This window comes from Mesorhizobium sp. Root157, assembly GCF_001427385.1.
GTDB lineage: Bacteria > Pseudomonadota > Alphaproteobacteria > Rhizobiales > Rhizobiaceae > Mesorhizobium.
Genome location: NZ_LMGJ01000002.1, coordinates 1 through 13,600 on the forward strand (window position 1 = coordinate 1; position 13,600 = coordinate 13,600).

The 13,600-nt window shown below is 58.5% G+C and carries 13 protein-coding genes; 7 read left to right on the top strand and 6 right to left on the bottom strand.

All coding sequences use genetic code 11. The features are described 5' to 3' along the window. Positions 1 to 83 precede the first annotated feature (83 nt). Genes ASD64_RS20330 through ASD64_RS02545 form a run of 3 tightly spaced genes read right to left on the bottom strand, consistent with a single transcriptional unit; the run spans position 84 to position 3,457 of the window. A complete protein-coding gene (locus ASD64_RS20330) occupies positions 84 to 950 on the bottom strand; it encodes a TniQ family protein (protein ID WP_082549825.1) in 867 nt (288 codons plus the stop codon). After that, positions 947 to 1,828: a TniB family NTP-binding protein gene (locus tag ASD64_RS02540; protein ID WP_056100262.1), complete on the bottom strand. Its 882-nt coding sequence runs from the start codon at positions 1,826 to 1,828 to the stop codon at positions 947 to 949. The genes ASD64_RS20330 and ASD64_RS02540 overlap by 4 nt, the downstream gene beginning before the upstream one ends. 12 nt (positions 1,829 to 1,840) lie before the next feature. Further along, positions 1,841 to 3,457, bottom strand: coding sequence for a Mu transposase C-terminal domain-containing protein (locus ASD64_RS02545; RefSeq protein ID WP_056100265.1), 1,617 nt, complete (start codon positions 3,455 to 3,457; stop codon positions 1,841 to 1,843). Between the two features lie 513 nt (positions 3,458 to 3,970). Between ASD64_RS02545 and ASD64_RS02550 the strand changes: the two genes are divergently transcribed. Next, a complete protein-coding gene (locus tag ASD64_RS02550) occupies positions 3,971 to 4,417 on the top strand; it encodes a universal stress protein (protein ID WP_056100268.1) in 447 nt (148 codons plus the stop codon). A gap of 7 nt (positions 4,418 to 4,424) precedes the next feature. Here ASD64_RS02550 and ASD64_RS02555 read toward each other — a convergent pair whose 3' ends face one another. Then, entirely contained in the window at positions 4,425 to 5,165 is a 741-nt protein-coding gene (locus ASD64_RS02555) for a terminase TerL endonuclease subunit (protein ID WP_056100270.1), read from the bottom strand. Between the two features lie 6 nt (positions 5,166 to 5,171). After that, a complete protein-coding gene (locus ASD64_RS02560; protein ID WP_056100273.1) occupies positions 5,172 to 5,357 on the bottom strand; it encodes a hypothetical protein in 186 nt (61 codons plus the stop codon). A 684-nt stretch (positions 5,358 to 6,041) separates the two neighbouring features. Here ASD64_RS02560 and ASD64_RS02565 point away from each other — a divergent pair. After that, positions 6,042 to 7,256, top strand: a complete 1,215-nt coding sequence (locus ASD64_RS02565; protein WP_056100277.1) for a M24 family metallopeptidase — start codon at positions 6,042 to 6,044, stop codon at positions 7,254 to 7,256. Positions 7,257 to 7,546: 290 nt separating this feature from the next. Here ASD64_RS02565 and ASD64_RS02570 read toward each other — a convergent pair whose 3' ends face one another. Next, positions 7,547 to 8,326, bottom strand: coding sequence for a creatininase (locus ASD64_RS02570; RefSeq protein WP_056100620.1), 780 nt, complete (start codon positions 8,324 to 8,326; stop codon positions 7,547 to 7,549). Between the two features lie 98 nt (positions 8,327 to 8,424). Here ASD64_RS02570 and ASD64_RS02575 point away from each other — a divergent pair, with 98 nt between their 5' ends. From ASD64_RS02575 to ASD64_RS02595, 5 genes are all read left to right on the top strand, one after another. Further along, positions 8,425 to 9,339: a LysR substrate-binding domain-containing protein gene (locus tag ASD64_RS02575; protein ID WP_056100623.1), complete on the top strand. Its 915-nt coding sequence runs from the start codon at positions 8,425 to 8,427 to the stop codon at positions 9,337 to 9,339. Between the two features lie 92 nt (positions 9,340 to 9,431). After that, positions 9,432 to 10,571 (top strand): extracellular solute-binding protein, encoded by a 1,140-nt coding sequence (locus ASD64_RS02580; RefSeq protein WP_056100280.1) that lies wholly within the window; start codon positions 9,432 to 9,434, stop codon positions 10,569 to 10,571. Positions 10,572 to 10,766: 195 nt separating this feature from the next. Then, positions 10,767 to 11,612: an ABC transporter permease gene (locus ASD64_RS02585; RefSeq protein ID WP_056100284.1), complete on the top strand. Its 846-nt coding sequence runs from the start codon at positions 10,767 to 10,769 to the stop codon at positions 11,610 to 11,612. Continuing rightward, entirely contained in the window at positions 11,609 to 12,442 is an 834-nt protein-coding gene (locus ASD64_RS02590; protein WP_056100288.1) for an ABC transporter permease, read from the top strand. Before ASD64_RS02585 ends, ASD64_RS02590 begins: the two co-directional genes overlap by 4 nt. Further along, a complete protein-coding gene (locus tag ASD64_RS02595; protein ID WP_056100290.1) occupies positions 12,439 to 13,533 on the top strand; it encodes an ABC transporter ATP-binding protein in 1,095 nt (364 codons plus the stop codon). The genes ASD64_RS02590 and ASD64_RS02595 overlap by 4 nt, the downstream gene beginning before the upstream one ends. The last annotated feature ends 67 nt before the right edge of the window (positions 13,534 to 13,600 follow it).

The following is a 13,600-nucleotide window of genomic DNA, read 5'->3' on the forward strand; positions in this document are numbered from 1 at the left end:
TGTCGTTTGGCACTTAAATGTGAGAATGCGCCGATTTGGTGCAGGTTTGGCACTTAATTGTGAGAATCTTGGCGATCTGATTCTCAAATTAACTGCATTTGAGACGAGGCTCTCGACCAGCGAGCTCGGGCTATCATGTTCTCGGCGGCGTCAGTAAATCTCACCCTGTTGTCACCCATCATGTGACCACGCAGCATTCGGAGCATCTCCGGTCCGGCACGCTCGACGATGGCTACCCCGGCCAGCAGAGCCGGCCGTAAGGGAAGCGCCAGGATCGGCTTTGCTGGTGTGGGTAGATTCTCCTGTTGTTCGGCAACGACATGGTCGAGATCGGGGATGATTGCGCCGAGTACCCGGAAGCGCCAAAGGTCGTGCTCGCGGGGTATAGGTGTTGGAATGCGTCGCATCAGGAGAAGCCGAGCAATGTCGGCTGGCGATGTCCAAGTTCCGATACCACGTTCGGCTTCATCATCGAGCAGCTTTTCGCCACGAAGAGCCGCACCTCGATATGGCCGGAAAGGGGAGGGGAGTTCGCGCCCGCCGGCATCCCGGAGTTGGTTTCCACACAGAGGGCACGTGATGCGCCAGCCCAGCAACTGGCTTCGCAGGATTGGCGCCGGTTCCGCATCACCAGGGCTGCATTCGGTGCAGTACTGCGCTGGCCTCGTGGCAAGGAGCCGATGCGATGATTGCACGACATTGCCGAAGTTCATTCGGCGCATAACAGCCGGATCCGTGGATAACATGCTCGCAAGGCGGATTTCCTGATCACTGCTCAGATGGAGATCTGCTGCTCGCAATGAGGAGGCCTCCGGCAAGCAATGTCGAAGCATGACGAGTGGCGGAACAGCGTAGAAGCAGGCATGCCGACCAATCCAGGACGACAGGAGCTCATCAAGATGCGGCGGCAATATCACCGGTAGTCGCCGCGGAATTGGGTCCTCGATCATGCGAACGCTGCCTCAGCATCGAATTCCGGCTCCCAATTCTCAACCATCTCATCGGTGATGTGCTCACGCCCGCTTTCGATGGCGTCCGCCGCCAGGCTGTTGATCATTTGGAAAATGTTGGCGGTGATGCCCTCGGTAATCTGCAGGATCCGACGCAGCGATTTCGGCGTGAGCATCGAGGGCCGACGCAGCGGTGTGTTGCGCAGGATCGACGCCACAAGTGTCTCGAACTGCTCGTTGGCGGCCCATCGGCCCAAGGTCAACTGCTCGAACCGACGCGCAAGCTGAACGTCGCCGCCGATCGCTTCACGGGCCTCGTTAACACCGAAGCAGACCAGCGAGATCTGGAGACGGTTGCTAAGGAAGCGCAGCGTGTTCAGGACAATGCGCTGCTCACGGTAGGATCCAGCGAGGATGTTGTGCACCTCGTCGATCACCAGCACCTGCACGCCGATCGCTTCCATGATCCGCAATGCGGCTTGCTCCATCTGGGCGATGTCGGCGCGCGGGCGCTGCGGAGCACCGAGGAGGGTGAGCAGTTCGGCGTAGAACCGCCGCTCGCCCGGCCGGCTGGTCATCTCCATGGCAAGGACCGGTGTCTTCAGCGTACCCGTCACCGGATTGAAGCTTGGCGGATGTTCGTCCCTGAAGCGTTTCATGATCATCGTCTTGCCCATGCCACTGTCGCCGTAGATCGCGACTGACGGCATGCGCGTGCCCCGTGGATGGTCGAGGAGCCGGCGCAGCCGATCGAGGGCCTGCTTGGCGCGCGGGTAGAGCACCCAGCGGCGTGATCGTATGGCGCGGATACGGCGTTCGTCGGTTTCGGCAAGCAGCGCTGCGGCGCCGGCGGTCAAGTGGGAGATCTCATCGCTCATATTTGCTCCAGCTCAGTTCGTATCCTCGACAAAGGGTACGGGTTTGCTGGAATCCACGCCTCGAAGCGATCCCCACCCACCGTCATCCACTTTCGATTTAGAACTGCGGATCTTTCCGCGCCTCGCCGCCGCCGTCTTTCTGGCCGCCGCGTCGACGAGTTCGCGCTGCGTGATCGCGGTGCGGACGATGGCGCGGGTGTCGACTTCACGGCGACCTTTCGCGAGCAGCGTGCGTCGGGCGGTCAGCGCCTCATGGAGTGTGATCGAAGGCAAGGTGACATCGGCATAGCGGGCTTCCACGAAGTTTCCCGATGGCCGCCGGACGAAGATGCGTGCCATATCGCGCGGATCGTATTTTACGAGTAGGCGCCGATCCGAACTCCCGACATCGGCGCTCAGCGCAGGCGACCAGTAGCGCAGTTTGAACAGATGAATCCCGTCTGGCCTCAACGTCCGCTCTTGCTCTGGCAGGAAAGTCAGCCAGAAGCGTAGCCGGTCCTGAGGCAGACGGAGCGGAATCTCGCCTTCGTGTTCGCGCCACACCGCGATCGGCGGGCGGCCAAGACTGCTGTGGATCGATTGATGGTAGGCGCCGACGATGTCGAGCGCGATGTAGCGCTCGAGCTCCCTCAGGGTCAGTGCCGCATGCCTCTTCGAGTCGTAATCGCCGAGCTCCTGTTCGTTGCTGAACGTGGTTCCGGGTAGAAGATGCAGCCTCCCCATCTGTGTGCCGATCAGCCGCTCGATGTGACCGCCGAAACGCGGCTTGCCCGGCGGCCGCCAGTCAATCGCGATGCCGGCGTCATGGCATCCGCGCTGGAACGCCCGGCTGCGGAAGTCGGCGCCGTTGTCGACGTGAACCATATCTGGCAGGCCGGCGACAGGCCACGGCTCCGTGATCTCGCGCTCCCTCAACCACGCTGACTTGTCGAAGACGGAGTGCAACAGGCACAGGCTGGTCGATAGTCGGGACGGCGCATCCATCGTAAGGTAGAACCCGGTGACCATGCGGCTGCAAACATCCATCGCCAGTGTCAGCCACGGCCGTCCGATTGGCTGCCGGGTTTCCTCGTCGACGACGAAGATATCGGCCTTGGTATGGTCGATCTGCACCACTGCCAGGGGACGCGAGACTTCGAACGATCCAGGAACGGACGTCGTCGCCTTCACGATCTTCTTCTCGCCACGCCGTTTGGCTCGCCGCTGCAGGTCGATATCCTCGAGGCGAGCGATAATCGTTCGGCGATGCGGCGGCTTCAGCCCGACCGAGATGCAGTTTGTCTGCACGTCCCGGACCAACTGCGAGACGGTCGGCCGGGTCCGCTTCAAGTAGAACGTTTTGATCGTAGAGCGAACGACATCCTCCCGCCTCTCATCTAGGGTACGATGGCCCTCCGGCCGCCCGCGCTTGCGATCGACCAGAGACAGGATGGAGCCGCCGGCGCGGAGCAACTTGATCAGCCTATACGCCGTCGCTTGGCTAACACCCATCTCGGCGGCGAGTTCAGCAACCTCTGCCGTGGTCGAACTGCCGGTTCGTTCGCTCAGGAATCTACGGATCGCATCTGCCCGTCGGCACGCTTCATCCCAAAGCGCCTCGTCAATCTCGTCAGGGAAAGGAACATTCATGGCAGGCTCGCTAGGAAAAACGCCGCGAACTCAATTCTCACATTAAGTGGCAAAATCCAAGCTGGATTATCAAATTACGTGCCAGTTATCAAATTAAGTGCCGGAGCAACCCTCTGAAATGATTGGATGGGCATTCTCATTATTAAGTGCCAAGTGACANATTCATGGCAGGCTCGCTAGGAAAAACGCCGCGAACTCAATTCTCACATTAAGTGGCAATCCAAGCTGGATTATCAAATTACGTGCCAGTTATCAAATTAAGTGCCGGAGCAACCCTCTGAAATGATTGGATGGGCATTCTCATTATTAAGTGCCAAGTGACACCAGTTCGATCAGAATGCCATATTGCTTCTTTCGTCAGCTGCGAAATTTACCAACCACGTGGCCATTGAACGTGATTGGCTGCGGTTCGCAGCATCACGATGCCGTCGCTTTGTCTGATGGGTTTTCGAACGCTTGTTTTTGGATCAGTGTCGTGCACGATATCAAAGTAGTTCCTACCGGAGAGGGTAAATGTACAAACACATTCTAATCGCTACCGATGGCTCCGAACTTGCCCGCAAGGGCCTTGAACATGGTCTGGCACTTGCCAAGCCGCTCCAGGCGAATGTTACGGTTTTGGCCGTTTCGCACCCTCTGCGCCCCGAAATGGAGAATGCTGCCCGTCTGGGCGGTATCGATGATCCCGTCGCTCGCTACGACCAGCAGATAGATGCAAACATGAAGGACCGGTTTGCATATATCGAGCAACGCGGATCTGAGCATGGCGTCACCATAGATCTAGTGCACGAAATCGACGATTCTCCTGCCGAAGCAATCGTCAGGTTTGCCAAGCTCAAAGACTGTGATCTCATAGTAATGTCCTCGCATGGGCGGCGTGGCATACGGAAGGTCATTCTTGGTAGCCAGACGTCCGAGGTGCTGGCACATACAACCATCCCCGTACTGGTAGTCCGATAGTCTATCCTCACAGCATCAGGAGGCCGCGGGTCTCATAGGCCGAGCTGCCGGCGTTGACGTCTCGGGCTGATGCTCGACCGGGCGCATTGCAGATGGCGACAATGCCGTCGAGGCGCTCGCTCGAGCGCTCCTTGTCCCGCTTGATGTTGCCAGCCGGATCATGACGAACGGCAACGTTTGAGGCATTCCAACGCGGCACAGAGTGACCGCCATGCCAGAGTGAGCGCGAGACCGACAGCCGTTCCAGTTCCGCCGTGGGGTCGGCCACGCTTAGAAAAACCCTGACCGACGGGGACCAGCGTCGAGCCCTCTTTTTGTAGGTGCTGGACGATCTCGCCGGGGAAGGTGCGGTCATAGGAAGCACGCGCAGATCGTAGCGTGACGCCAACTCGATGACTTCTTTTTCGACGAAGGCGAAGTCAGTGGCGTTGCCGAGCGTCGCGGTCAAAAATCCCTGGTCGCACCAGATGTCGTAGGGCACGCGGTCGCGCCGCACTCGACGCAGGATATCGTGCTCGGGAATGAAAAAGCGGCAGAGCACAATCCATTTGCCGGCGAGCGCCCCGAGATCCTCATCCAACGTCGGCGGAAATAACAACACGAAGGCCGACAGATCGTTGACGCGGGCAAGGTCAAGCCCGCCATAGCATTCGCGACCCAGCAGTTTCTGTTCGAGTTCGTCGAGATCATGTTTGACGATGCGCCAGTCGGTGTTGGCAGGAAGGCCGCCTTCTTCCCACACCGCCATGTCGAGTCAGCGCGTGACCTGCTCAGGCCGTTCATTCAAGCGCAACCGCCGGATTGCGTTCGGCTGCGCTGGCATTTCTTTGGCCTCGTCGATCTGGCGCTTGAGATCGACGACCTTGACGGTGACGTCAAGGCTCAAACTGGCCTTCAGCCAGACTTCCTGGTCGGTCCAGTCGTCGCCCTCGTCGATCACCCCGCTATGCGCGTCATCGCGTAGCCTCCAATGGTTCCGACCGAAACGGTGAAGGAGAGTTTTTAGCGAATGCGTTACGCTCATACGCACGCCACAGTGGTATCTTAAAAAATCGGTCCCTTTTTGGAATCCAATTTAGGATTTTACTGCGCTCGATCAAAGCGTTAGAGCGCGCGTTGTGCGTCCGGAAGGACGCTCGCCGCCCGAACATGCAATTCGCCGTCTTGCTCCGCGATTGGCTCGAAACAAGGCTTCGTAACGCTTCTTTCAGCGCTCGAAACAAGACACGAGGCCCTCCCTTCAAGGCTGGCATTCGAGTTTGCGGCTGAACGCACGCATGTGCGCGCTTGCCCGCATAGGGAGGTTCATCGAAATCGATAAAAAGAGCCCAAACTGGATCCATGAGAATCTCTCTCTTCGAAACGCGAGTGCTCCTTCTTGCCATTGTACATCTTGCCTTTGCTCACAATGACGGAACCCGCCGACCGTAGGGATCTCGGAATCGGATGAGAAATAAATAATGATTATAGCGCGATTTGCAGCGCTAATTGCCGGTGAATCTTAGTCGGAGAAACCAGAAAGGTATAACTGTTTAAAATGCGACCATCAGACGAATAAATTATCCTGATGCTTTTGCCGTAGGTAACCTGTGCTCCATCCAACCCCGCAAATGGAGCAGCGTAAATGACCGACGACATGTTACATGTGATGAAATGGCACAATGGCGAGAAGGAATATTCGCCGTTCTCGGATGCCGAGATGAAACGTCGTCAGGACGACGTGCGCGGCTGGATGGCGAAGAACAGCGTCGATGCGGCATTGTTCACTTCCTACCATTGCATCAATTACTACTCGGGCTGGCTCTACTGCTATTTTGGCCGCAAATACGGCATGGTTATCGACCACGATAAGGCCACCACCCTCTCGGCCGGAATCGACGGCGGCCAGCCCTCGCGGCGTTCCGCCAGCGACAACATCACTTATACCGACTGGCGACGAGACAATTTCTATCGTGCTGTGCGTCAGCTCATGTCCGGCGCCAAGCGCGTCGGCATCGAGTTCGACCACGTGTCGCTCGACTTCCGCCGCCAGCTCGAGGAAGCCCTGCCGGGCGTCGAGTTTGTCGACATCAGCCAGCCGTCGATGTGGATGCGCACGGTCAAGTCGGTCGAGGAACAGAAACTGATCCGCGAGGGCGCTCGGGTCTGCGACGTCGGCGGCGCGGCCTGCGTGGCGGCCGTGAAGGCGGGCGTGCCCGAGCACGAAGTCGCCATCGCCACTACAAACGCCATGATCCGCGAAATTGCCAAGTCGTTTCCGTTCGTAGAACTGATGGACACCTGGACCTGGTTCCAGTCGGGTATCAACACCGATGGCGCACACAACCCGGTCACCAACCGTGTCGTGCAGTCGGGTGACATCCTGTCCCTCAACACCTTCCCGATGATTTTCGGCTACTACACCGCACTGGAGCGCACACTGTTCTGCGAACATGTCGACGACGCCAGCCTCGATATCTGGGAGAAGAACGTCGCCGTACATCGCCGCGGGCTGGAATTGATCAAGCCTGGCGCGCGCTGCAAGGACATCGCCATCGAGCTCAACGAGATGTACCGCGAGTGGGACCTTTTGAAGTATCGTTCCTTTGGCTATGGCCACTCCTTCGGCGTACTTTGCCACTATTACGGCCGCGAGGCGGGCGTGGAACTGCGCGAGGACATCGACACCGAACTGAAGCCTGGCATGGTGGTGTCCATGGAGCCGATGGTGATGCTGCCGGAAGGCACGCCTGGAGCAGGCGGCTATCGCGAGCACGATATCCTGATCGTCAAGGACGATGGTGCCGAAAACATCACCGGCTTCCCGTTCGGGCCGCAGCACAACGTCATAAGCAACTAAAGCGAGGCGATCGTGGCTCCCCATATTCCACACGACTTGCCTTACCGATGGGCCGACGCGGAATCCACATCGACCCGATCCTGCCTGGCACGGTCACGTGAACTTTCCATTCTGTTGGAAGTCGTGCGGCGTTTGATCCCAGGGATGAGGAAGCGCGGCGCCGAGCCTCCTCCTGAAAGGTACGGGCATGAGGATACCGACAATCGATTGACGCCACCTTCAAGACCCTTCTGATTGAATGCTGAAAGCCGCGATGTCATCGCGGCTTTCCTCTTTTTCATCCCGATCTTTCAACTAGTGAATTCGTTTTCCAGCGCTTGGACGATGCCGTCTACGCAGACATGGAGCAACAGTTCGCCCTTTTCGGCGGATGCGTCCTTGGGAGAGGACAACGTGCCACTCACGGGCGTCCATTCCGGCTTGGGAGGATAGACGTCATAGGGCGGAAAGCTTGCGGGCGCATGATCGACGGCCCGTTCCAGGCTGACTTGGTGGGGGTAGAGCGCCAGCATAAGCGAAGTTTCGAGTACCCCACCGTGTTCAATGTCCCAGCCGGCAAAGCCGTTCGGATAAAGACGACCGATCGTGGCCTTGTCCACGAAATCCCAATAAGAGAGGACAACGATCTTCATGTCGTCAATGCCGCCCCATTTGAGTTCACGCAGCGCAAGATCGATGGCTTCGACGATGAACCACGCATTCTCGAAATGCCCATTGACCAGGCAGATGCGGCGCACGCCATGACGGGCGAATTCCTTGATGACGTCGCGGAGCGCCGCAATCAGGGTCGCGCCGTCGAGGCTTGTGGTTCCCGGCAGATGATTACCGCCGCCCGATTTCTGGTGTGATTTGTAGCCATAGGTGAAAGGCGGGGCGACCAGAGCGCCGACGCGCTCGGCGACGCGCCGGGCAAACTCCACGGGAAGCAGGACGTCTACATTCATCGGCATGTGATGGCCGTGCTGTTCCATCGAGCCAATCGGCAACAGGATTGGAACATTTCCTTCGCGTACGCGAGCGTCATAGTCCGGCCAAGCCATCTCGGCGGCGAATACAGTTTTTTGAGACATGGTCATCTCCCATTTTGGCTCATGCGCCAATGATTTGGGGTCATCCTTGCGATTTGGGAAATTTATAATCATCATCCGTGTATGAGGAATCCAAATCCATGCGGAACATAACCAACTTCCAGACTGATCTGCTCCGAACCTTTGTGTCGGTCATCGATCTCGGTGCCTATACAAAAGCAGGCGATGCCCTGGGGCGCACTCAACCGGCTATCTCTCTGCAGATGCGGCGGCTGGAGCAACTGATCGGCGCTCCTCTCATAAAGCAGGCCGGACGTTCTCTGTTGCTGACCAAGGAAGGCGAGATGTTGCTGAGCTACGCACGCGAGATATTGAGGCTCAACGATGAAGCTGCCTCCTATTTCAATCGCGGCAAGCTCTCCGGCGTCCTTCGTGTTGGCCTGCCGAACGACTATGCTGTGGCCTTCCTGCAGGGCGTCATCACCGAATACACACGCCAGCATTCCGAGATATCCTTGGAAATTTATTGCGGCTGGAGCGCGGACGTTCTCGATCGGCTGCGGGCTGACGAGCTCGATCTGGCGATAGCCATGGTCAATGGTGAACGCGCCCAATATCTGTCGCGATCGTGGATCGAGCGTCCGGTCTGGGCAGCATCAGACCGCATGCATTTCGATCCAACGGTCGGCGTGCCGCTCGCCGCGCATCCCCAGGGCTGCGCCTACCGTGCGCGTATGATCCAGGCGCTGGACGCCGCACAATTACGCTGGCGCGTCGCCTATACGGGACCCGGTATCTCGGGCTTGCAGAATGCGGTCATCAACGGCCTTGGGGTCAGCGCGATGACCCGCTACACCATGCTTTCAGGCATGCGGGTGCTGGACGAAAATGACGGCCTTCCCGCACTTGCCGAAATTCGCGTTGGTCTTTTTTACAAGCATCCGCGCCTATCGGATGCCGGCATCCGGCTTGTCAACCACATCATTGCCCGGCTGGATGAGGCGGGCGTCTCTGGAGATCCGGTTAAACGCAACGTCGAACTCGATCGAAGATAAGCACTGCAAATGACAAGATTATGAGAATTAATTTTTCAAATGCACCCGCGCTACATACCGTCTCGGCAATAACAACCAAAAAGGGGAATGCAATGACCATCAAGGAGATGCTGCCGGGTTTGCGTACCCGTCGTGATATTCTGAAGGGTGCAAGTGTATTAGGGGGCGCGGCGCTGGCCACGCCCTTCCTTAGCCGGCTCGCCTTCGCCGAGCCTGTCGAACTTACCATGCTCGCGTGGTACGGCCATGCCGAGCCGGACATGGTGGCCGAATTTGAGGCCGAGAACAACGTCAAGTTCAAGCCGAAGTACTACACGGGCGGCGACAACATGCTTGGGCTGATCGCCCAATCGCCTCCCGGAACCTTCGATCTGATCCTTTCAGACGCGGAATATGTCCAGCAGCTCAATGCTGCCGGCTATATTGAGAAAATGGATCCAGCCGACTACCCGTTCGACGATTTCTTCCCCGAATTCCAGCACTTCCCGGGGCACTGGGTCGGCAACGACCTCTATTCGGTCATCACCCGCTTCGGCTTCCTGGGCGTTGCCTTCAACACCGAAGCGATCAACGAAAAGGAAGCCTCGACTTACAATGTCTACTGGGACCAGAAGCTGAAGGGTAAAGTTGGTCACTTCGACTGGCACCTGCCGAACCTAGGCCAGATCAGCCTGCTGAACGGCAACGCCTCGCCTTACGACACAGACGCTGCGGCTTGGCAGGCGTTGCAGGACAAGACGATGACCCTGCGCCCGCAAATCGGCGGGTTCTTCGACTACGGCGGCACCTTCTCTTCCCTTCAGAATGGGCAGATGCTGGCCATGGCCGGCATCGGCGACTGGATCACCGGCACGCTGGAACGCAACGGCGCCAAGGTGCGCAGCGTCATTCCCGAGGAGGGCGGCCTGCAGTTCACGGAATCGTTCTCCATCGGCAAAGGCACCACGAAGGGCGACTTGGCCAAGAAGTGGATCCAGTACATCACCTCGCCCAAGGGCCAGGTGAAATCGGCCAACATGGTGGCCTATCCGTGCCTCATCCCGAATGAGAAGGGTTGGAAACTGTTGGCCGAGGAAACACCGGCTGAAGCCAAGCGGCAAGGCATGCTGCTCGACCAAAGCAACAACGCCATGGAACTGATCCGTAAGGGACGCATCAAGTATCGCCAACTACCGGTTCAGCAGAGCTTAGAGGACTGGAACGACTTCTGGTCCGAATACAAGGCAGCCTAGCATCTGGAACTAACGGCGCGCTCATGGTCGAGTGCGCCGTCGCCTCCCGGCAGACTGTATTCCAGGTATTTATTTCGCGCATGATTGGTGCATCATGCGATAAATGTCGGAACTTTGGACGGGCTATGCGCCTGTCATTCATTCGGGGTCTCCGCGCCGCGGCACCCGGACAAGCCCATCAGCCGGGACTGTGTAATGCGGAAATCGATCACTTTCTACGGTCTGACGCTCTCGCTGCCAATGTTGGTCTGGCAGGTGCTATTCTTTCTTGCGCCATTGATCTTTCTGGTCGCGCTTTCCTTCTGGACGGTCCAGAACTTCCGCATGGTGCCGGACCTCAACCCGGATAACTGGACAAGGATGCTGGGTCGCGGTGTCTTCTGGCAAGCCTATTTCCGCACCTTCCTGCTGTCCACTTCGGCCGCGATCGTCATAAGTGTGCTGGCGTTTCCCTGCGCCTACGCCGTTGCGTTCAAGCTGTCGGAGACAGCACGGCGATGGGCGATCTTTCTGATGGTCATCCCATTCTTCACTTCCTATCTGGTCCGCGTCTATTCCTGGCAGATATTCCTTTCCGACAACGGCATCATCAACGCGCTTCTGGCAAAAGTCGGGCTGGGGCCGTTTGGCATGCTGAACTCGGTCTTCGGCGTGATGGTTGGCTATGCGACGTTGAGCCTGCCCCTGGTGGTCCTGCTGCAATTGTTCAGCCTGATCTTCGTCGACAGGACGTTGATCGAGGCGGCGCATAATCTGCGCTGCGGTCGCTTGCGCACTGTCTTCGAGGTGGTCATTCCGGCTGCAAAGGTAGGTCTCGTCATTGCGGCGCTATTCTGCTTCATCCTTACCTTTGGCGACTTCGTCAGCCCGCTCTATCTCGGTGGCGGCGACCCACCGACCTTGTCGATCCTCATCACAGACACTACCAAGTCTGGCCAGCAATGGCCGCGCGCGGCGGTCATTGCATTGACCATGATCGCAACCCTGCTTGCGGTGGCTTTCGCTACCGTCAGCTTCGCCTATCGGGAGCGCGGACGATGAACGACTTCAATCGAAACAGGGCAGTAGATTGGGCACTGAAGCTCTACGTTCTGTTGTCTTTCGGCTTCATCTTTGCACCGATTGTGGCAAGCTTCGCCTTTTCGTTTAACGTCGATCGATTCCCATCGCTCCCGCTCGGCGGCTTTTCAACCATCTGGTACGAGGCCGTGTGGGCCGACCCGCTGGTATGGGAGGGACTTCGCAATACGCTGGTCGCCGGAGCAGTTGTTTCGGCAATTGCCACGGTCATCGGCTTCGGCGCCGCCTACACGGACTTCCGCTACAACTTTTTCGGCAAAACGGTCTATGTCGCGCTCGCCCTGCTGCCGCCGACGATCCCGGTTGTCATCCTGGGACTTGCCATGCTTGCCTTCCTGTCCAGCATCGACCTTTCCGGCGCCATTTATTCGGTCATCATCGCCCATGTGGTCATGTGCGCGCCCTTCGCCATGGCGATCTGCCGGTTGCGCCTGTCGCAGATGGATCCTTCGCTGGAGGCGGCGGCCTGGAATCTCGGTGCGACCGAGTGGATGGCGATGCGGCACGTCATCCTGCCTTTCTGCCGGCCTGCGATACTGGCCTCGCTGTTCATCACCATGGCGGTTTCCTTCGACGAATTCGCCGTCGCCTGGTTCGTTTCGGGCCTGAACGAGACCCTTCCCGTCAAGGTACTTGGCTTCCTTCAGGGGCAGGTCAGCCCGCGTATCAACGTCATCGGCACATTCGTCTTCCTCGCCTCGATGACACTGATCATCCTCGCCCAAATCCTTCTCATTAAGCGCAGCGCCTCTCCCGCCGCCGCAACAAACACCGGAGCAGTCCCGCAATGATCGACCAGGCCCTCGTCGTCTTTGACGGCGTCGTGAAACGCTTCGGCGGTTTCGTGGCCGTCGAGAAACTTAACCTCGACATCCGCCAGGGCGAATTCCTTGCCATCATGGGATCCAGCGGCTGCGGCAAGACGACGACGCTGCGCATGCTGGCAGGGCTCGAGGCGCCGACTGAAGGCGAAATCCGCCTTCGCGGCAAGCGTATAAACGACCTGCCGACCTGGCAGCGCGATACGCCGATGGTCTGGCAAAGCCTGGCGCTCTTCCCCTTTCTGACGGTGCGTGAGAATATCGAGTTCAGCCTGCGCATGCGCGGTGTCGAGCGGTCCGAGCGCCGCAAGCGCGTCGACAAGTGGCTGGAGCGCATGCAGATCGGCGAATTCGCCGAGCGCAACGTGGCGCATCTATCCGGTGGCCAGCGCCAGCGCGTGGCGCTAGCCCGCTCGCTAGTCACGGAGCCGCAGATCCTGTTGCTGGACGAACCGCTGTCGGCGCTCGATGCACATCTGAAAATCCGCATGCAGACGGTGCTGTCGAACTTGCAGCGCGAACTGGGTATCACCTTCGTCTATGTGACGCACAGCCAGTCGGAAGCGTTCTCCATGGCCGACCGGGTCGTCATCATGAGCCGAGGTCGCATCGAGCAGATCGGCAACCCACAAGATATCTACCGCGCGCCACGCACGAGATTCGTCGCCGAATTCCTTGGGTCTTCCAACATCTTCGCCGGCAAAGTCTCCAACGTGAGCGAAGCCATTGTCAGGATATCAACCCCCGCCGGCGAGTTCGAGGTCGCGTCCAACGCGACTCGTCACCTTTCTAAGGGCGACAAGGCGACCTTTGTGGTTTCTGGCGACAGGGTGCTACTCTCCAACCAGCCACCCGCGGACGGCCTGAATCGGCTCCAAGCCTCGGTCGTCGGCGAGGAATTCGTCGGTGCCACCGCCGTCATCCATCTGGAAGGCGCGGAACACATCGAGATTAAAGCGCAGAAGAGCCATGACGAGCTTGAACGGCTCAATCTCGAACCCGGTGCCAAGGTCTGGGTCTCGTGGCGGCCGGACGCTTCTCACGTCTTGCCGGGAGAATGAAGCTCCCAGACCATGGGTAGGTGGGGGTGCGCCTAAGATATTGGTCAACGGCCACACAAGCGCGAGT